This is a genomic window from Corynebacterium coyleae, assembly GCF_030408635.1.
In the GTDB taxonomy this organism is placed as follows: Bacteria; Actinomycetota; Actinomycetes; order Mycobacteriales; family Mycobacteriaceae; genus Corynebacterium; species Corynebacterium coyleae.
In genome coordinates this window covers 389,338-409,538 of sequence record NZ_CP047198.1, presented here as the reverse complement: position 1 = coordinate 409,538, position 20,201 = coordinate 389,338, and the positions used below count along the sequence as shown (strand labels likewise).

The 20,201-nt window shown below is 61.2% G+C and carries 17 protein-coding genes; 7 read left to right on the top strand and 10 right to left on the bottom strand.

Features of this window, described 5'->3' with window-relative positions; translation table 11 throughout:
• Nucleotides 1–483: 483 nt before the first annotated feature.
• Genes CCOY_RS01965 through CCOY_RS01940 form a run of 6 tightly spaced genes read left to right on the top strand, consistent with a single transcriptional unit; the run spans nt 484 to nt 3,679 of the window.
• Nucleotides 484–1,047, top strand: a complete 564-nt coding sequence (locus CCOY_RS01965; RefSeq protein WP_224213080.1) for an Asp23/Gls24 family envelope stress response protein — start codon at nt 484–486, stop codon at nt 1,045–1,047.
• Nucleotides 1,048–1,049: 2 nt separating this feature from the next.
• Entirely contained in the window at nt 1,050–1,352 is a 303-nt protein-coding gene (locus CCOY_RS01960; protein WP_070614264.1) for a hypothetical protein, read from the top strand.
• 57 nt (nt 1,353–1,409) lie between these two features.
• Nucleotides 1,410–1,610: a hypothetical protein gene (locus CCOY_RS01955; protein WP_070422710.1), complete on the top strand. Its 201-nt coding sequence runs from the start codon at nt 1,410–1,412 to the stop codon at nt 1,608–1,610.
• A complete protein-coding gene (locus CCOY_RS01950; RefSeq protein WP_092101452.1) occupies nt 1,610–2,497 on the top strand; it encodes an Asp23/Gls24 family envelope stress response protein in 888 nt (295 codons plus the stop codon). Before CCOY_RS01955 ends, CCOY_RS01950 begins: the two co-directional genes overlap by 1 nt.
• Nucleotides 2,481–3,122 carry an Asp23/Gls24 family envelope stress response protein gene (locus CCOY_RS01945; protein WP_070771079.1) on the top strand — a complete coding sequence of 214 codons (642 nt, stop codon included), beginning with the start codon at nt 2,481–2,483 and terminating at the stop codon, nt 3,120–3,122. Before CCOY_RS01950 ends, CCOY_RS01945 begins: the two co-directional genes overlap by 17 nt.
• Nucleotides 3,119–3,679: a hypothetical protein gene (locus tag CCOY_RS01940; protein WP_070422707.1), complete on the top strand. Its 561-nt coding sequence runs from the start codon at nt 3,119–3,121 to the stop codon at nt 3,677–3,679. Before CCOY_RS01945 ends, CCOY_RS01940 begins: the two co-directional genes overlap by 4 nt.
• Nucleotides 3,680–3,697: 18 nt before the next feature.
• On the opposite strand, the gene CCOY_RS01935 is transcribed toward CCOY_RS01940, so the two are convergent.
• The 5 genes from CCOY_RS01935 to rpsL form a co-directional block, all read right to left on the bottom strand.
• A complete protein-coding gene (locus CCOY_RS01935; protein ID WP_092101450.1) occupies nt 3,698–4,393 on the bottom strand; it encodes a hypothetical protein in 696 nt (231 codons plus the stop codon).
• 104 nt (nt 4,394–4,497) lie between these two features.
• The gene (tuf, locus tag CCOY_RS01930) at nt 4,498–5,688 is read right to left on the bottom strand and encodes an elongation factor Tu (RefSeq protein ID WP_070422705.1); all 1,191 of its coding nucleotides are present in this window, start codon (nt 5,686–5,688) and stop codon (nt 4,498–4,500) included.
• Nucleotides 5,689–5,993: 305 nt separating this feature from the next.
• Nucleotides 5,994–8,114, bottom strand: a complete 2,121-nt coding sequence (gene fusA, locus CCOY_RS01925) for an elongation factor G (protein ID WP_092101448.1) — start codon at nt 8,112–8,114, stop codon at nt 5,994–5,996.
• Nucleotides 8,115–8,312: 198 nt separating this feature from the next.
• Nucleotides 8,313–8,780 carry a 30S ribosomal protein S7 gene (gene rpsG, locus CCOY_RS01920; RefSeq protein WP_070422703.1) on the bottom strand — a complete coding sequence of 156 codons (468 nt, stop codon included), beginning with the start codon at nt 8,778–8,780 and terminating at the stop codon, nt 8,313–8,315.
• Nucleotides 8,781–8,783: 3 nt separating this feature from the next.
• A complete protein-coding gene (gene rpsL / locus CCOY_RS01915; RefSeq protein WP_070570626.1) occupies nt 8,784–9,155 on the bottom strand; it encodes a 30S ribosomal protein S12 in 372 nt (123 codons plus the stop codon).
• A gap of 211 nt (nt 9,156–9,366) precedes the next feature.
• On the opposite strand from rpsL, the gene CCOY_RS01910 reads away from it, so the two are divergent.
• On the top strand, nt 9,367–9,978 hold the full coding sequence (locus tag CCOY_RS01910) for a DUF1707 SHOCT-like domain-containing protein (protein ID WP_092101446.1): 612 nt from the start codon (nt 9,367–9,369) through the stop codon (nt 9,976–9,978).
• 97 nt (nt 9,979–10,075) lie between these two features.
• Here CCOY_RS01910 and CCOY_RS01905 read toward each other — a convergent pair whose 3' ends face one another.
• The 5 genes from CCOY_RS01905 to rplJ all read right to left on the bottom strand — a co-directional run bounded on the left by CCOY_RS01905 (nt 10,076) and on the right by rplJ (nt 19,958).
• On the bottom strand, nt 10,076–14,074 hold the full coding sequence (locus tag CCOY_RS01905) for a DNA-directed RNA polymerase subunit beta' (protein ID WP_092101443.1): 3,999 nt from the start codon (nt 14,072–14,074) through the stop codon (nt 10,076–10,078).
• Nucleotides 14,075–14,160: 86 nt separating this feature from the next.
• Nucleotides 14,161–17,658: a DNA-directed RNA polymerase subunit beta gene (gene rpoB, locus CCOY_RS01900; protein WP_070614260.1), complete on the bottom strand. Its 3,498-nt coding sequence runs from the start codon at nt 17,656–17,658 to the stop codon at nt 14,161–14,163.
• A gap of 334 nt (nt 17,659–17,992) precedes the next feature.
• Complete coding sequence (gene pgfA / locus CCOY_RS01895; protein ID WP_092101441.1) at nt 17,993–18,907, bottom strand: cell envelope lipid trafficking protein PgfA; 915 nt, start codon at nt 18,905–18,907, stop codon at nt 17,993–17,995.
• Between the two features lie 90 nt (nt 18,908–18,997).
• A complete protein-coding gene (rplL, locus tag CCOY_RS01890; RefSeq protein WP_070422697.1) occupies nt 18,998–19,384 on the bottom strand; it encodes a 50S ribosomal protein L7/L12 in 387 nt (128 codons plus the stop codon).
• A gap of 52 nt (nt 19,385–19,436) precedes the next feature.
• On the bottom strand, nt 19,437–19,958 hold the full coding sequence (gene rplJ, locus CCOY_RS01885; protein ID WP_070422696.1) for a 50S ribosomal protein L10: 522 nt from the start codon (nt 19,956–19,958) through the stop codon (nt 19,437–19,439).
• Nucleotides 19,959–20,201: the final 243 nt, after the last annotated feature.

Genomic DNA, 20,201 nt, shown 5'->3' with positions numbered 1-20,201 from the left:
TCGCTTCGCTCGAAGTTGAACGAAGTGAAACGAGAGAGAAGCGGTGGGGTTTGTAGCTTCTAGTTTCTCTATAACGTTGTCCGGGCTGGGCCCTTGGCTCAACGCCAGTGTCTTTTCTGACTGTCATGACACATCCGGAAGTTGAGACCTGCGCAATAAACGCGCCGACGCTCAGTGCTTCCGCCAAGGCACGTTGTTGGCCGACACGTCATCGTCGACAAGCAATATGCCCGGGTATCAGACACGGAAGGGTGCGTGACCCTCGCGTACTGCCGCTGTTTATTTGCCATGGCCCCTTCACCGGTCTTCCGACTGGAAGGTGTCATGTTTGCCGAGCCACCGGCCGACTTCCGTCAACCCATGTCAAGGCAACCTGCGTATTAAAACACAAGGTTGCCACCAACGCAAGCCCGCTTGACGACGACAACCTGTGTACCCTTGTTCCCATACCGTGCGCGTCATCTATATAGGCGCACTCGGAACATGAACATCACAGTTGAAAGGACCGTCATGGCCGACCAGAACGCAAACAACGCTGCAAACAACACTGCAAAGAACACCCCAGCAACCACCTCGACCGCAACCGAGACCGAGAAGCAGCGCCCGCGCAACGAAAACCTCGAAACCGAGCACGGCAGCACTGTTATCGACGACAACGTTGTTGGCAAGATCGCCGGCATCGCAGCACGCGAAGTCTCCGGCGTCCACAACCTCGGCGGCGGCGCAGCCCGCATGTGGGGCGCAGTCCGCGAGTCCCTGACCTCCTCCACCAACGTCCAGCAGGGCGTCAACGTGGCAGTCGAGGACGGCCACGCATCCGTCGCAGTTGCCATCATCGCCGAGTACGGTGTCGCCATCCACGAGCTGGCAAACGCCATTCGCGAAAACATCACCGTCGCCATCACCCGCATGACCGGCCTGATCGTCGACCGCGTCGATGTCACCGTCCACGACGTCAACCTGCCGGAGCAGGAGACCGCAGGTGAGAACTACGACGACGGCAACTACCAGGCAGTCAACCAGTCTGTAAACCAGCAGATCCAGTAATCATGGCCAACACCCCCGTTACCCAAGAGGTTGCGGAGGGCGTCCGCGACGCCACACTCGCCGTCAACGGAGTAGCAAAACTCTACGGCGGCCGACTCGGCGAAATCGCAACCTACTTGCCGCACCAACGCATCGAAGGCATCCGATCTGCCTCACGCAACGGCAAAGCAGGCCTCGAAGTCCACTTCACCTTCGACGTCGCCTCAGGACGCAACGTCCACGAGGTCGCCGAAGACGTACGCGCCGCAGCACTGAGCGCTTCGGACGCCGAGTTCGTGGACGTCATCGCCGGCGATGCGCAATAGCAGCAACACGGGCTACGCCCCCGCACCTCACACAACAACCCGAAACGTGGTTTAACAATGAATCTCTTTGCCAACAAGGCACTGACCGGCGTCATCATCGGCGTCATCGTTGCCTTCTTCGTCACATTCGGTGGCTGGGCCGGCCTACTCTGGCTGCTGCTGTTTACCATCCTCGGCGGCGTAGTAGGCGCCCAACTCGACGGCCGCCTCGACCTAGCCAGCATCATCGGCAACGGAACCGGCCGGAGCAATAGCTAATGGACACTTCCTTCTACCACGTCAGCGAACGCACCATCGAGCGCGTGGCGGAAGTGGCGGCCTCAACAGTGCCGGGATCTCGCAACATCGACGCGAAATTGGCGGGCCTGGCGGGCCGCAGCCTTCCGCGCATCGAGGCACACATCGACCGCACGACGGGCCTTGTCGCCATCGATGCCGAGATTGCCACGTCCTACCCCGCGCCCGTCGCGGCGATTACGGACGCTGTGCGCGCCACCATCATCGCCCACATCCGCACCCTCGCAGGGATGGATGTCTCCCGCGTCAACGTCACCGTTGCTAACGTCGAATCGATCGACGATGGTTCCCGTGTGACCTGGGACGATGTTGCGACCCACGATGCTTTCATCATCCCAGAGCCCATCCAGGTTTCTCCTACCGAGATCACGCACCCCGTGACCAACGAGCGCGAGGAACTGGCGCCGATCGAAGCGCGATCGCTTGTCGACGACATGCGTGCCGTCACCACACCAACTCCCCCAAGCGTGCGAACCCCGAAACCGCCCAAACCGGTCATCGTTTCTGGCGTTGACGTGCCCGAGCCACTCGAGCCGTTCGCCCCAGAGACGCCCATGCCCGTGGCTCTGCGCGCCCCGTCGCTGCCAGCGTTGCAGCCCCTCACCCCGATCGCTGTCAAGGCGTTCGGGCACATGCGGCCGGTTGAGGTGCCGTGGCAGCGACCGTTGCGCGATATCACCGTAGATAGGCAGCCGCTCAAGCCGGTGACAATTCAGCCCAGTGCGCGCCCAACAAGCCCGCGCGGCCCGGCTCCGAAGCCCGTGGTCATCCCACAGGCCCCACAGCCGAAGCCACTTCAGCAGATCACGATAGAACCGGTGGTGAAGTACTATGACCGAACCAACTAGCGCCCGCCCAGTCGGGCCACACCCCGGCGACGAACCGCTAGGCACCCCTGCATCGCGCTGGATCGCAGTCCTCATCAGCCTGCTCCTCATCGCTTTAGCGGGTGTCGGCGCGCGTGACCTCTGGTACTACACCTACGAGTCGGAATCACCCGAGCAGTCCTGGTTTGGTCGCGCGTTTGAGTTCCTCGGCTCGTTCACCACAGAGATCCCCGCCGTCATCATTGCGTGCCTGCTGGCCTTGGTCGGCCTTGTGCTCATCGTGGTTGCGCTCAAACCCCGCCCGCACCGGTTTGTCCGAGTGAACTCCCCAGTGTCTATCTGGACCCGTCCCGTCGATGTGGCACGAAAGTCCACCAACACGGTTCACAGCGACCTCGGTGGCGAGCAAGTACGCTCCAAGGCGACCCGCAAGTCGGTCAAGGTACAGGTTGTCGACGACGGCTCCGGCCCCGCAATGCAAGAACGCATCACGCGATCGCTCAACAGCGAGCTCAAGAGCCTCGCCGCGCCTCCTGCGGTGTCCGTGAAGGTGTTGCCTAAGGAAACGCCTCAGGCACAAGTCACCACCACGGCGCAGTCGGCACCCGAGGTATCCGACGTCCGTCCCCCGGAGGTGCACCGATGACCAAAACATTGAGCTTCTTCAACCGTCTGGTCACGTTCCTGCTCGGCCTGTTGATGGTCGTTGTGGCCCTATTCCCCATTGCGGAGTACTGGGAAATCCCGTACTTGAGCGATTTCCTCCGCGACATCGACCGCAGCCGCGTGACGTACCTCGCCTACGAGGACTGGTATACCAAGGCGCTTATCGCCGCCGCTATTGTCCTGGCCGTGTTGGGATTGTGGATCTTGCTTGCAAATCTACGCTCCCGCGCGTTCTCCAACGGCAACATCGTGCCAGCCGATGCCGCGCACGGTGACACGGTAATCAACGTTCAGCGCGTCGCCGAGGCAGCCTGCAACACCATCCAGCGTCTCGACGAAGTCCAACGCGCCGACAGCCGCGTCGCTATGGTCGGCCAACGCCCGACCGTCACGTTCACCGTCACCGCGAACCCGAACTACCCGTTGGAAAGCGCCATCCGCGCTATCGAGGCCGCAGACGACGATTTCCGGCTCGCAAGCCACACCATGGACATCGATACCGTATGGAAGCTGCAATTCGATAGGATCTCCGCCTAAACGCGGCTTCGCGGCTGTCTAGGCTTCCTCCTGAACTTCCAGCGGCAACACCGCGGTAACTCGCCCCAGCACCACCGGCTCCCCGCCGGAGGCTGGGGCGATTGTCATGTCCGCCCCCGCCTCGCATTGAAGAATGCGTGCCCAGGCGAAGGTATCCACGTCAACATCACGACGCGCCTGTACCCAACGACGGATCCGGCTGCCGACCACAGCCCTTGCTCCATCTTCCAGCGCGACCAACCATCGGTTCCCTCCGACGCTATCTTGCAGCAATCCCGCCAGCGAACGACTCTCTCCCGGTGCAAAAAGCTTCAAATGACGGACAATCCCCAGCCGATGTTCCACCCCCTCCACATCAGTTACCACGAGCGGTAACCCCGGACCGGTACGTCGCATCGACGCATACCGCCACACCGACGGCATTCGCCCTGGGTGCGCCGCGCTTCGCACCACCACATTTCCGTCCACCAAGGTAACCTGAAGGTGCGGTTCGACGGTGGTGAAGGTAATGGGGGCGGAGGTGTCGTCGACAAGCGAAGGATGCTCCTGAGAGAGCTGCTGAAGAACTGCGAGCGCCTCTGCGTCAGTTGAGTCCCACCCCAGCCCACGATTGCCCAATACCCCAAATAATTGGCCGAGGCTCAAATCTGGTTGCCCCTCCCAAACCTCTTGAAGTGCGGCCAGAATCTTCGGGATACGTGTTGGGTCCTGCACGCCTCAGACCATAAACCACCCTCAGGGCATGCAAAAGGCCGCCCCTCCCAAACGGGAGAGGCGGCCTTGGCGTTTATCCGACGGTTACGTCAGATCGACTCGAATTAGTCGAGGATCTTGGTAACGCGGCCAGCGCCGACGGTGCGGGAGCCCTCGCGGATAGCGAAGCGCAGACCCTCGTCCATAGCGACCGGCTGGATGAGCTCGACGGTCATGTCGACGTTGTCGCCCGGCATAACCATCTCGGTGCCCTCCGGCAGCTTCACAACACCGGTCACGTCGGTGGTGCGGAAGTAGAACTGCGGACGGTAGTTGTCGAAGAACGGGGTGTGACGGCCGCCCTCGTCCTTGGACAGCACGTAGACGGAGCCCTCGAACTTGGTGTGCGGGGTGTAAGCGCCCGGCTTGATGATGACCTGGCCGCGCTCGACGTCCTCGCGCTTCAGACCACGCAGCAGCAGTGCAGCGTTGTCGCCAGCCTCAGCGGTGTCGAGAAGCTTGTTGAACATCTCGATGGAGGTGACGGTGGTCTTCTGGGACTTCTCGCGGATACCGATGATCTCGACCTCGTCGTTGAGGTTGAGGACGCCACGCTCCACACGACCGGTAACCACGGTGCCGCGGCCGGAAATGGTGAAGATGTCCTCGATCGGCATCAGGAACGGCTTGTCGGTCTCGCGCTCCGGATCCGGGATGGAGTCATCGCAAGCCTGCATGAGGTCGACGATGGACTGAACCCACTTCTCATCGCCCTCGAGAGCCTTGAGAGCGGAGATGTGGACGATCGGTGCTTCCTCGTCGTAGTCCTGCTCAGCCAGCAGCTCGCGGACCTCCATCTCGACGAGCTCGATGATCTCTTCGTCGTCGACCATGTCGCACTTGTTCAGTGCAACGAGGATGTACGGAACGCCAACCTGGCGAGCGAGCAGAACGTGCTCACGGGTCTGCGGCATCGGGCCGTCGGTAGCAGCAACCACGAGGATTGCGCCGTCCATCTGAGCAGCGCCGGTAATCATGTTCTTGATGTAGTCGGCGTGGCCCGGGGCGTCGACGTGTGCGTAGTGACGCTTCGGGGTGTTGTACTCCACGTGGGAGATGTTGATGGTAATGCCGCGCTCGCGCTCCTCCGGAGCCTTATCGATCATCGCGTAGTCGAAGGCCTTGTTCTCCTCCGGGTACTGGTCTGCCAGTACCTTGGTGATCGCAGCGGTGGTGGTGGTCTTGCCGTGGTCGACGTGACCAATGGTGCCGATGTTCACGTGCGGCTTAGTGCGCTCGAACTTTTCCTTTGCCACTGATTGTCCTCCTGGACTTCATGGTGGCTACGACCTTCGCAGCCACGTGGTTTGCTTACGCCCAACCGCTACAGCCCAAAACGGATATAGCGACGGGAGCCATTTCACAATGTGCCAGTTACAAGATCCTAGGTTCAAAAAGGCCGTTTTTCAAACTGGCCGATCCGATTCCCCGGACCAACCTAGAGGGTAACGGCCGGCTCAGACAACGCCCGTTGTTGCGTTGCCTCAGCGCGACCGCTACCCCGCTAAGGGTTCTCCCTTATACGCCAGCTGCTGGCACGCAGCTGGCGGGAGAGGGCGGCTTAGTTGCCGTTGCGCTTCTCGATGATCTCCTGCGCGACGCTCTGCGGAACCTCAGCGTAGGAGTCGAACACCATGGTGAAGTTTGCACGGCCAGCGGTCGAGGAACGCAGGTCGCCGATGTAGCCGAACATCTCGGACAGCGGCACCTTCGCACGGACGACCTTTGCGCCGGAGCGATCTTCCATGGCGTAGACCTGGCCACGGCGGGAGCTGATGTCACCGTTAACGGTGCCCATGTACTCCTCCGGGGTTACGACCTCAACAGCCATGACCGGCTCAAGCAGAACCGGCTTCGCCTTAGCAACAGCTTCCTTGAGGACCTGGGAGCCAGCGATCTTAAACGCCATTTCCGAAGAGTCGACGTCGTGGTAAGCGCCGTCCTCGAGGGTGGCCTTGATGTTCACCAGCGGGTAGCCAGCGAGGTAGCCGTACTGCATTGCGTCCTGGATACCAGCGTCGACGGACGGGATGTATTCCTTCGGCACACGACCACCGGTGACGGCGTTCTCGAACTTGTAGGTTGCGGACTCGCCCTCTTCCAGTGTCTCCGGATCCGGGTTGTACGGCTCGATGGTGACGATGACCTTTGCGAACTGGCCCGAACCACCGGTCTGCTTCTTGTGGGTGAAGTCGAGGGACTCGACCTTCTTGCGAATGGTCTCGCGGTAGGCAACCTGCGGGGAACCGATGTTTGCCTCGACCTTGAATTCGCGCTTCATGCGGTCAACCAGAACGTCGAGGTGGAGCTCGCCCATGCCGCCGATGACGGTCTGGCCGGTCTCTTCGTCGAGCTCGACGGTGAAGGTCGGGTCCTCTTCAGCAAGCTTCTGAATAGCGGTACCGAGCTTCTCCTGGTCGGCCTTGGTCTTCGGCTCGATGGCCACCTGGATAACCGGGTCCGGGAAGTCCATGGACTCGAGGATGATCGGGTGATCCGGGTTGCACAGCGTGTCGCCCGTGGTGGTTTCCTTCAGGCCAATGAACGCGTAGATGTTGCCGGCGTCAGCGTGATCGACCGGGTTCTCCTTGTTCGCGTGCATCTGGAAGAGCTTGCCCACGCGCTCCTTCTTGGACTTCGTGGAGTTGAGCATCTGCTCGCCCGGAATAGCCTGGCCGGAGTAGACGCGCACGTAGGTGAGCTTGCCGAAGAACGGGTGCACGGCGATCTTGAAGGCCAGTGCGGAGAACGGCTCTTCGACGGACGGCTTGCGGAACAGTTCCTCGGAGCCGTCGACGGAGGTGCCACGCACCTCGCCGATGTCCAGCGGGCTCGGCAGGTAGTCAACAACAGCGTCGAGGATCGGCTCGATGCCCTTGTTGCGGTATGCGGTACCGCAGAACACCGGGTAGATCTCGGAGTTCACGGTGAGCTTGCGGATGGCGCCCTTGATTTCCTCGATGGTGAGTTCTTCGCCACCGAAGTACTTCTCCATGAGCTCTTCGTCGGACTCAGCAACGGTCTCGAGAAGCTTCTCGCGGTACTCTTCAGCGAGTTCCTTGAGGTCCTCCGGGATTTCGGTGATCTGAGCCGGCGTGCCGGTCTCGACCTTGCCCGGCCACTGCAGGGCCTTCATCTCGAGCAGGTCAACAACGCCGTCGAAGTTGTCCTCGGCGCCGATCGGGATCTGCATTACCAACGGCTTAGCGCCGAGACGGTCGACAATGGTGCCGACGGTGTAGAAGAAGTCTGCGCCCAGCTTGTCCATCTTGTTGACGAAGCAGATACGCGGGACGTCGTACTTGGCAGCCTGGCGCCAAACCTGCTCAGACTGCGGCTCGACGCCTTCCTTGCCGTCGAACACTGCGACAGCGCCATCGAGAACACGGAGGGAACGCTCGACCTCAACGGTGAAGTCCACGTGACCCGGGGTGTCGATGATGTTGATCTGGTTGTTGTTCCAGAAGCAGGTCACGGCAGCGGACGTAATGGTGATGCCGCGCTCTTTCTCCTGGTCCATCCAGTCGGTGGTTGCGCCACCGTCGTGGGTCTCGCCGACCTTGCGGTTCAGGCCCGTGTAGAACAGGATGCGCTCGGTGGTGGTGGTCTTACCGGCGTCAATGTGGGCCATGATGCCGATGTTGCGGACCTTGTTCAGGTCCTTAAGCACTTCTTGTGCCACGTTTGTTACCCCAACTTAATGTCGTCGACGCTGTGAAGCGTCTATGTCGGTTAGTTGTCGTTAGTCAATTCTGCCATTTTGTTGCTCAAATGGCAGCGCGAGCTTGTGCTTATCGACGAAAACCCCGAAAACGCCGGCCCCACATAGGGACACATATGCAGTTTCGGGGTTTGCCGACGATCATCTCGCTTCCAGTCCCTACCAGCGGTAGTGGGCGAAGGCGCGGTTGGCCTCTGCCATCTTGTGGACATCCTCGCGACGCTTCACGGATGCGCCGAGACCGTTGGAAGCATCCAGGATCTCGTTGGCGAGACGCTCGATCATCGAGTTCTCACGACGCTGGCGGGTGAAGGTGACCAGCCAACGCAGGGCGAGAGTGGTGGAGCGCTCCGGCTTGACGTCGACCGGGACCTGGTAGGTTGCGCCACCAACGCGGCGGGAACGAACCTCGAGGTCCGGGCGAACGTTGCCGATAGCCTTTTCCAGGGTGCCCACCGGATCGGTGCCGGTCTTCTCGCGGCAGATCTCGAGAGCGCCGTAGACGATGCGCTCGGCGGTGGACTTCTTGCCGTCCTGCAGGATCTTGTTCACAAGCTGGGTGACCAGCTCGGACTCGTATACCGGATCCTTAACGATGGGACGCTTCGGTGCTTGCTGCTTACGCATTGATTACTGTCCCTTCTTCGCGCCGTAGCGGGAACGTGCCTGCTTACGGTCCTTCACTGCCTGGGTATCGAGGGCGCCACGAACGATCTTGTAGCGCACACCCGGGAGGTCCTTCACACGGCCGCCGCGCACGAGCACCATGGAGTGCTCCTGCAGGTTGTGGCCCTCGCCCGGAATGTAAGCGGAAACCTCAATACCGGAGGTCAGGCGCACACGGGCGACCTTACGCAGTGCAGAGTTCGGCTTCTTCGGGGTGGTGGTGTACACGCGGGTGCACACGCCGCGGCGCTGCGGGGAGCCCTTCAGCGCAGCAGTAGCCACCTTCGCGCTCTTGGTGTGGCGGCCCTTGCGGACCAGCTGCTGAATAGTAGGCATTCAAGCCCTTTCTGTTCGCGCGTCCCGCTCACACATGGCCATACATGCAAAAATGGGGGCTCTTCTTCCGGGGCCCTGCCGTTTGCATGAACTACCTAGTGAACGAGTCGCATGGAGTTCGTTTAACTTCGCACCGATTCACACGGGCGAAACCTCAGATAATTTACAACACGCCAGGGCACGACAGCAAATCCGTGCTAGCTTTCGTGGCATGAGCGAGCAAAACCTCCCTCGTAAGCGGCTGAGCAGCGCCGACCGTGAACGCGCCGCAGCCTTTCTCCACGATGCGTTCGTCGATGGGCAGCTCACGGTCACCGAGTTCGACGAACGCTCCCGCATGCTCTACGAGGCAACCTTTGTCGATGAGCTGCCAACGCTTATCGACGACCTCTCCCCCGTCACCGCCCAGCACGCCTCAGGAGTAAGAAATTACGTTACCGGCGAATCTGGCGGCGCCCAGTTCAGCCTCGCCGTCATGGGCGGCAGCGAACGCGGCGGAGACTGGTTGGTGGCTCCAACACACACTTCCCTCACCGTGATGGGAGGAAGCTCCCTCGATTTACGCGAAGCCCGATTGAGTTCCTACGAGACCGAGATCAATGCATTCGCCATCATGGGCGGCATCGAAATTGTCGTGCCCGACGATGTCCGAGTCGTCGATGCAGGAATTGGAATCATGGGTGGCTTCGGAGTGGAGACTCATTCTTCGTGCAGGTATTCCCTCGCAGAGATTCCCGTCGACGCCCCCGTCGTCCGCGTCCGCGGTCTGGCGCTCATGGGCGGCGTAGGTATTGTCCGCGCCGCACGCGCCGCACGTATTTAGCGAACTTCGCGCCGCTTCAGAAAAGCCCGGCCTCCCCATATGCGGGGAGGCCGGGCTATGAAGCAGACCTAGCTAAGCCAGAATGCTGGGGCTGCCTTTAGAGCTCCTCGTAGCCGAACTCTTCCATCGGCACGGACGCGCCGGTGAACTCGCCGTAGCCTTCGTCGCCGTAGATGGAATCGCCGAAGGTCGGGATGGCGTACGCCGCGGAGCGTGCCGCCTCGGTCGGCTTGACCTGGATGTTGCGGTAACGGGAAATACCGGTACCAGCCGGGATCAACTTACCGATGATCACGTTCTCCTTCAGGCCGATGAGCTTATCGGAGCGCTTGTTAATCGCAGCGTCCGTGAGCACACGGGTGGTCTCCTGGAAGGACGCGGCCGACAGCCAGGACTCGGTAGCCAGCGATGCCTTGGTGATGCCCATGATCTCGGAGCGCATCTCGGCCGGCTCCCCACCGTCTGCCACTGCTGCGGCGTTGACCTGGCGTGCCTCCGACAGGTCCACGAGCGTGCCCGGGAGGAACTCGGTGGTACCCGAGTCGATCACGGTGCCGCGACGCAGCATCTGGCGGATGATGATCTCGATGTGCTTGTCGTGAATGGACACACCCTGGGTGCGGTACACGGCCTGGACCTCGTCGATAAGGTGCTTCTCCACACCGCGACGGCCGAGAACCTCGAGCACGTCGTGCGGGTCAGCCGCACCGCGAAGCAGGCGCTCGCCCACCTCGACGTGGTCGCCTTCGCGCAAGCCACGCTCGATCATGGCGTCCGGGTTGGACTCCATCGGGCGACGGACCTGTGCCAGGCCCTGGCGCTTGGACAGCTTCTCGTAGACCACCACGTCGGAACCGTCATCCGGGTGGATGGTCAGGGTCCAGAAGTTGCCCTCGTCCTCGAGCGAAATCGTGCCGGCCACGGAAGCGATCGGGGCGCGGTTCTTCGGAACGCGGGCCTCGAAGAGCTCCTGGACACGCGGCAAACCACCGGTAATGTCGCCGCCGACACCACCCTGGTGGAAGGTACGCATGGTCAGCTGGGTACCCGGCTCACCAATGGACTGTGCAGCCACGATGCCGACAGCTTCACCGATATCGACGAGGTGACCGGACGCCATGGACTTGCCGTAGCACTTCGCGCAGACACCGGTCGGGGTCTGGCAGGTCAGCACGGAGCGGACCTTGATCTCAGCAATGCCGGCGGCCACGAGGTCGTCGATACGCTGCTCGGTGAGCTCGGTGCCAGCCTCAGCGATGACCTTGCCATCGGCATCGGTGACATCCGCAGCCAGAACACGGCCGGAGACAGAGGTCTCGACCAGGTCGTGGCGGTGGAAAACGCCAGCGTTTTCCACGGCAACAGGAACCTTGACGCCCTGACGGGTGCCACAGTCCTCCTCGCGGACGATGACGTCCTGCGCCACGTCCACCAGACGACGGGTGAGGTAGCCCGAGTCAGCGGTACGCAGAGCGGTATCGGCAAGACCCTTACGGGAACCGTGGGAGTTGTTGAAGTACTCCATCACGGACAGGCCTTCGCGGAAAGAGGTCTTGATCGGGCGCGTGATGTACTCACCACGCGAGTTCACGACCATGCCCTTCATGCCGGCCAGGGTCCAGATCTGACGCATGTTACCTGCAGCACCGGACTTCACGATCATCGGAATCGGGTTGTCGTCCGGGTACAGGTCCTCGACGGCCTGACCAACCTTGTTGGTGGCATCCTGCCACAGCTCGACCAGACGGTCGTAACGGTTCTCCTCCGTAAGCGCGCCCTTCTCCCAGAACTTGCGCTCGATGGCCTCGGCTTCCTTCTCGTACTGCTCGAGGACTTCGTTCTTGTTCGGGAGAATCAGCACGTCGGACATGGAGATGGTGACGCCGGAACGGGTGGACCAGTAGAAGCCAGCGTCCTTCATCTTGTCCAGCACCTGAGCGACGGTGATCATCGGGTACTGCTCAACCATGGACTGGATGATGTCGCCGAGCAGCACCTTGCCGCCGCCACCGCCCTTACGGACCATGGCGCCTTCCTGGTACGGGAAGTTAAACGGCATGAGCTCGTTGAACATGATGCGACCAAGGGTGGTCTCCATCATCCACGGCTGACCCTTCGTCCAACCATCCGGGAACTGCTCTGCCTCGATCTCCTCCGTCGGACGCAGGTGATCGATGCGCACCTTGATCGGTGCCTGCAGGCCAAGCACGCCCAGGTCGTAAGCCATGATGGCCTCACGGTAGGACGAGTAGACGCCGCGCTCCGGGCCGTTTTCGTCGGCAGGTGCATATGCGCCCTCGCCGCCGATCTCCTGCGGGCCCTTGAGCATGGTCAGGAAGTACAGGCCGGTCACCATGTCCAGGCGCGGCATTGCCAGCGGCTTGCCGGACGCCGGGGACAGGATGTTGTTGGAGGACAGCATCAGGATGCGGGCCTCAGCCTGCGCCTCTGCGGACAGCGGCAGGTGGACTGCCATCTGGTCGCCGTCGAAGTCGGCGTTGAACGCTTCACAGGCCAGCGGGTGCAGCTGAATTGCCTTACCCTCGACCAGCTTCGGCTCGAACGCCTGGATACCCAGACGGTGCAGCGTCGGTGCACGGTTGAGCAGCACTGGGTGTTCGGAAATCGCCTCTTCGAGCACGTCCCACACCTCAGGGCGCTGACGCTCCACCATGCGCTTGGCGGACTTGATGTTCTGCGCGTAGTCATTATCGACGAGGCGCTTCATCACGAACGGCTTAAACAGCTCAAGCGCCATACGCTTCGGCAGACCACACTCGTGCAGCTTCAGCTGCGGGCCGACGATAATCACGGAACGGCCGGAGTAGTCCACACGCTTACCCAGCAGGTTCTGGCGGAAGCGGCCCTGCTTGCCCTTGAGCAGGTCAGAGAGCGACTTCAGCGGACGGGTGCCCGGGCCGGTGACCGGACGGCCACGACGACCGTTGTCGAACAGGGCGTCAACGGACTCCTGCAGCATGCGCTTCTCGTTGTTCACGATGATCTCTGGTGCACCCAGGTCGATCATGCGCTTCAAACGGTTGTTGCGGTTGATCACGCGGCGGTACAGGTCGTTCAGGTCAGAGGTGGCAAAACGGCCACCGTCGAGCTGGACCATCGGACGCAGCTCCGGCGGGATCACCGGAATGGCGTCGAGGATCATGCCGGCCGGGTCGTTGCCCGAGCGCTGGAACGCAGCGACAACGCGCAGACGCTTCAGGGCGCGGACCTTCTTCTGGCCCTTGCCCTCGGCGATGATGCCACGCAGCTCCTCAGCCTCGGCGTCGAGGTCGAAGTTGCGGATCAGGGTCTGGATTGCCTCGGCGCCCATGCCGCCGGTGAAGTAATCCTCGTAACGGTCGACGAGTTCCTCGTAGAGGTTTTCGTCGATAATCATCTGCTTCGGAGCGAGCTTCTGGAAGGTGGTCCAGATCTCGTCGAGGCGCTCAACCTCGCGCTCGCCAGCCTCGCGCAGGTGCTGCATCTCCTTATCGGCAGCGTTCTGCACCTTCTTGCGGGCAGCAGCAGTCGCACCGGAAGCCTCGAGCTCAGCGAGGTCCTCCTCCAACTTCTGCGCACGGTCGGCGATCTCGGAGTTGGTGTCGTCCTCGACATCCTTCTTCTCCATCAACATCTCCGCCTCGAGGGTGGACATGTCGTTGTGTCGAGCCTCGTCATCAACCGAGGTGATGATGTTCGCCGCGAAGTAAATGATGCGCTCAAGATCCTTCGGCGCCAGGTCGAGCAGGTAGCCCAGACGCGACGGCACACCCTTGAAGTACCAGATGTGCGTCACCGGAGCAGCCAGCTCAATGTGGCCCATCCGCTCACGGCGCACCTTGGACTTGGTCACCTCGACGCCGCAGCGCTCACAGATGATGCCCTTGTAGCGGACACGCTTGTACTTACCGCAGGCACACTCCCAGTCGCGGGTCGGACCGAAGATGCGCTCGCAGAACAGGCCGTCCTTTTCCGGCTTGAGCGTGCGGTAGTTAATGGTTTCAGGCTTCTTCACCTCGCCGTGGGACCAACGGCGAATGTCGTCGGCGGTGGCCAGGCCGATGCGAAGCTCATCGAAGAGGTTTACGTCAAACACGTAAAAATTCCTTTTCTTTTAAGTGGTTGGCTATTGCGTTCGTTTGGTCGTCGACAAGCAATTGCTTTACGACGACCACCTGGCGCCTAAGCGGTATCCGCCGCTGCACCCTCATCGCGGGACAGGTTAATGCCGAGCGAGGAGCCAGCCTGATCAAACTCGTCGTCATCGCCGTCGAGCTCCATCGGCGTGCCATCAGTAGAGAGAACCTCCACGTTCAAGCACAGGGACTGCAACTCCTTGAGCAACACCTTGAAGGACTCCGGAATACCCGGATCCGGAATGTTGTCGCCCTTGACAATCGCCTCGTAAACCTTCACACGGCCGACCACGTCATCCGACTTAATGGTCAGCAGCTCCTGCAGCGTGTAGGCAGCGCCGTAAGCCTGCATTGCCCACACCTCCATCTCGCCGAAACGCTGGCCACCGAACTGAGCCTTACCGCCCAGCGGCTGCTGCGTAATCATCGAGTACGGACCAGTGGAACGAGCGTGAATCTTCTCGTCCACCAGGTGGTGCAGCTTCAGCATGTACATGTAACCGACCGAAATCGGGTACTTGTACGGCTCACCGGAACGGCCGTCGAACAGGACAGTCTTGCCGTCGCCGTCCACCATGACGTCACCGTCGCGGTTCGGCTTGGAGTTAGCAAGCAGGCCAGCGATCTCGTCGTTGGTCGCACCGTCGAACACCGGGGTTGCGGTCAGCGACTCCGGCGGGACGTCATACAGGTGCTCCGGCAGGGTCTCCAGCAACTTGGCGTTCGCCGGATCGTCCGGGTTCACCGTCCAGCCGGCCTTCGCTAGCCAGCCCAAGTGAACCTCGAGCACCTGGCCGATGTTCATACGACGCGGCACACCGTGGGTGTTCAGAATGATGTCCACCGGGGTGCCGTCAGCCATGAACGGCATGTCCTCCTGCGGCAGGATCTTGCCCACGACACCCTTGTTGCCGTGGCGGCCAGCCATCTTGTCGCCGTCCTGGATCTTGCGCTTCTGAGCCACGTACACGCGGATCATCTCGTTGACACCCGGGGACAGATCGTCGTCGTCCTCGCGGGAGAAGCGACGCACAGCAATGACCTTGCCCTGCTCGCCGTGCGGCACCTTCAGAGAGGTGTCGCGGACCTCGCGAGCCTTCTCACCGAAGATGGCACGCAGCAGGCGCTCCTCCGGGGTCAGCTCAGTCTCACCCTTCGGGGTGACCTTACCGACGAGGATGTCGCCGTCACGCACGTCAGCACCGATACGGATGATGCCGCGCTCGTCCAGATCCTTCAGCACATCCTCGGACACGTTCGGGATCTCACGAGTGATCTCCTCGGCACCGAGCTTGGTGTCGCGGGCATCAATCTCGTGCTCCTCGATGTGCACGGAGGTGAGGATGTCCTCCTCCACCACGCGCTGGTTGAGGATGATGGCGTCCTCGTAGTTGTGGCCTTCCCACGGCATGAACGCAACCAGCAGGTTACGGCCGAGAGCCATCTCGCCGTCCTTGGTGCCCGGGCCGTCAGCGATAACCTGACCGGCCTCAACGCGGTCGCCCGCGCTCACGATCGGGGTCTGGTTGTAGCAGGTGCCCTGGTTCGTACGCTCGAAGGTGCGCAGCATGTAGGTGTCGCGGCCACCCTCATCATCCATGACGGTGATGTAGTCGCCCGTGACGTTCTCAATCACGCCGGCCTTCTTGGAAATGACGGTATCGCCAGCGTCGTATGCAGCACGCTGCTCCATACCGGTAGCCACGTATGCGGACTCGGCGCGCAGCAGCGGCACAGCCTGCTTCTGCATGTTCGCACCCATGAGGGCACGGTTCGCATCGTCGTGCTCGAGGAACGGAATCATCGCCGTAGCCACGGACACCATCTGACGCGGGGAAATATCCAGGTAGTCAACGCCCTTCGGGCCGACGACGCCGATGTCGCCGTCCTTGAGGCGAACCTCGATACGCTCACCGGTAAGGTTGCCGTCCTTATCCATCGGGGTGGCCGCCTGCGCAATGGCGTAGCGGTCCTCCTCGTCGGCGGTGAGGTAATCAATCTGATCGGTCAGCTTGCCGTCTTCGACCTTCTGGTACGGCGTCTCAATGAAACCGAACGGGTTGACGCGCGCGTACGAGGACAGCGCACCAATCAGACCAATGTTCGGGCCTTCCGGGGTCTCAATCGGGCACATACGGCCGTAGTGCGACGGGTGCACGTCTCGCACCTCGATGCCGGCGCGCTCACGCGACAGACCACCCGGACCAAGCGCAGACAGACGACGCTTGTGGGTCAGGCCAGACAGAGAGTTGTTCTGGTCCATGAACTGCGACAGCTGCGAGGTACCGAAGAACTCGCGGATCGCAGCGGAGACCGGACGCACGTTAATCAGCGACGTCGGGGTAATCGACTCCGCATCCTGGGTGGTCATGCGTTCGCGCACGACGCGCTCCATACGGGACAGGCCAACGCGGACCTGGTTCTGGATCAGCTCACCCACGGTGCGCAGACGACGATTACCGAAGTGGTCGATGTCGTCGGTGTTGATCGGGATGATCTCACCGGACGGGGAGGTCATCTCCGACTCACCTGCGTGCAGACGCACCAAGTACTCGAGGGTGGTAGCAATGTCCTCTTCGGTCAGCGTCATCAAACCGTCGTGATCGCCGCCGAGACCAAGCTTGCGGTTGACCTTGTAACGGCCCACGCGAGCCAGGTCGTAACGCTTCGCCTTGAAGAACGAGTTCTCCAGCAGGGACTGCGCAAGGTCACGCGTCGGCTGCTCGCCCGGACGCTGCTTGCGGTAAATCTCCAGCAGAGCCTCGTCGGTGTTGTTCACACCGTCGTTTTCCAGGGTGGACATCATGATCTCGGAGAAGCCGAAGCGCTCCGTGATCTGTTCCGTGGTCCAACCCAGAGCCTTCAGCAGGACGGTAACCGGCTGGCGACGCTTACGGTCAATACGCACACCAACGGTGTCACGCTTGTCCACGTCGAACTCGAGCCAAGCACCGCGAGACGGGATAACCTTCACGGAGTGCAGCGGGCGCTCCGTGGACTTATCAATCGACTCGTCGAAGTACACGCCCGGGGAGCGCACCAGCTGGGAGACAACGACACGCTCGGTGCCGTTGACAATGAAGGTGCCCTTGTCGGTCATCAGCGGGAAATCGCCAATGAACACGGTCTGGGACTTAATCTCCTGCGTGTCGTTGTTAATGAACTCCGCGGTCACATACAGCGGCGCGGAGTAGTTGATGTCCTTGTCCTTGCACTCGTCGATCGTGTACTTCACGTCTTCGAAGCGCGGCTCGGACAACGTCAGGCTCATGTTGCCCGAGTAGTCCTCGATCGGGGAGATCTCCTCAAGAATGTCCTCAAGGCCCGAGGTGACGCGTGCATCGTCGCCACGGCTCGCCTGCTCATTCTCACGCCACTCCGACGTACCGACGAGCCACGCGAACGATTCGAGCTGCACATCGAGCAAGCCCGGGACGGTAATGGGCTCGTTAATCTTCGCGAACGAATAACGTTCCGGAGCCCCCGGGATTTCAGCCATATTCATGGTCTGGTCTGAGACTGCCAAGTTGGGTCCTTCCAGCACCTCTGGCGGATGCTCACCGGCCCGCGTCTGGCTTCGCGGTCCAGCGGCATTTCCGCAGGATAAGTTAGCATTTGGTCTGCTTCGGAAGACCCGCCCCCAGAGACAACAAAATCACCTTGTCAAATAGGAAATTCTCATCCGTATGCACAAGGCTTCAATGACGTACTGGAGACGGCTTCCAGCGCAACGAGCAAGCTTATACAAAAGCTAACAAATTGTAAAGGGCCCTATCGGGCACTCAACCCCCCGCGTTACAACCCTCACGCACCCGTGCCGTCTGGTGCCGTTGTCCAAGTTGCTGGAGGGCAGCCTACCACCCCACCCGCGCGACTCGTCAATTACGACGCGCCGAAACAACCGAACCAATCAGCCCCACCAGGGCCAACACCGCACCGACACCGGTGACAATCCACCACAACAACGGATTGGCCGCCTTCGGCTGCGCCTGACCAACCCGCTGCACAAGTTCCGTGACCTGCGCCTCATCCATCCGACCGTCATACGTCAGCACATTCTGCACGCCGTTACCCTCGGCGTCGGCATAGTAGTCGTCGACACGCTCGTTGATGCCCACAACAACGCCCGTTTGCTCGTCGACAAGCAACTCGCGCTCCGCCGCATGAGTAAAGAACGTACGTTCACCGTCGATCGTGAGCGTGTTACGCGGATCGGCGTAGCGCTGCGCCACATTCGTCGGAGCGACCGTCTGCTGGTAGCGGTTGACGGTGCGTCCGCCGATCTCTTGCGTATCGACGAACCGCGCCACCGCCGAACCACGCAACACCGGATCAAACACGTCCACGTCCGACGCAGGCGCGGGCGACGGGAATTTCAGCCACACACCATTCACCGCCACCTGAGCAGCAGGCATCGCAAAAATTACCTGCGCCTGCGCCGGCGACAACGCCTCACCCGACACCCGATCCAACTCATACGACCACGTCGTCGCAGACACCAAATTCTCAAAATCCCCCGGAGCCTCACCCGCTCGCACCGAATCCCCCACACGAATAGCCGCCCGCTCATCCCCCGAAGGCTCCATCACCTCCAAATGCAACTGACGCGTCACCGGCGCCGACTCCCCCGCACGCATGCCATCCGGATCCGTAATCGTCCACGTCGCATCCCCCAACGCCAACGGCAACCGCTCCCCTGACAACAACACCCGCGGCGCCAACATCCCAGCAACCACCAGCGCAATACCCACACCAGCAACCAACGCGGCCAAGGAACGGGAAAAACGCAGCATGGTCCGAAATCTTAGCGCAGGACAAGCGAAACCCCCGCCAGCCGGTAAACGTACCGGTGGGCGGGGGTGTCGTCGAAAAGCGAAAGGCTCTTACTTGAGGGTGACCTTTGCGCCAGCCTCCTCGAGCTTAGCCTTAGCAGCCTCAGCATCGTCCTTGGAAGCGCCTTCCAGGATGGCCTTCGGGGTGCCCTCAACCATTTCCTTAGCGTCCTTCAGGCCCAGGCCCGGAACGAGCTCGCGGACAGCCTTAATGACACCGATCTTCTTGTCGCCAGCGTCCTCGAGAACAACGTCGAACTCGTCCTTCTCCTCAGCAGCCGGAGCATCGCCAGCAGCGCCCGGAGCAGCAGCAACTGCAACCGGAGCAGCAGCGGTCACGTCGAAGACCTCCTCGAATTCCTTCAGGAACTCGGAAAGTTCGATGAGGGTCATTTCCTTGAACTGCTCAATGAGCTCGTCCTTGGTGAGCTTAGCCATGATGGCTTCCTTTCTTTAGGTGGGCGTCTGCAGCCCAGATGTAAAAGTTTGCTTACGCGGCTTCCTGCTTGTCCTGCAGCGCAGCGACAAGACGAGCCGTCTTGGAGGCCGGAGCCTGGAACAGGCCGGCAGCCTTTGCCAGAGAACCCTCGAACGCACCAGCGAGCTTCGCAAGGGTGGTCTCGCGGTTGTCCATCTCAGCCAGAGCGTCGATCTGGGAAGCGTCCAGGACGTTACCGTCCATGAAGCCGCCCTTGATCACGAACGCGTCGTGGTCCTTGTTGAACTTCTTCATCACCTTCGCAGCATCAACAGCCGCGTCGCCCTTGATGAACGCAACAGCGGTCGGGCCGGTGAGAAGATCGTCGAGACCCTCAATGCCCTGCTCATTAGCAGCGATCTTGATGAGAGTGTTCTTGGCGACGTGGTACTCGACATCAAAGCCCATATCGCCGCGCAGCTGCTGGAGCTGGCCGACGGTCAGGCCACGGTACTCAGTCAGCACGATGGAGTCCGCCTCAGCGAACTTCTCCTTCAGAGCTGCAAGTTCCGCAACATTCTTCGGGTTTGCCATGACACACGCCTCCTTCCGATACTTCATGTCCTTCAATCCGCCCGGAGCACCAATGAAAAATGCCCCGTGCAGAAGGCACGGGGCAGACGCAAGTCCAGCCTCGTTTCTCCTGCGTGGGTCGATCCCTGGAATGGGATACCTTCGACTCCCTTACGGAAGTGACCGACGGTCTTCGGTGAAACTTGAGCGCGACCCTTACGGATCGCTCAAACTTCGGTGGGTATCTTAGCGGGTTTCGCCGCG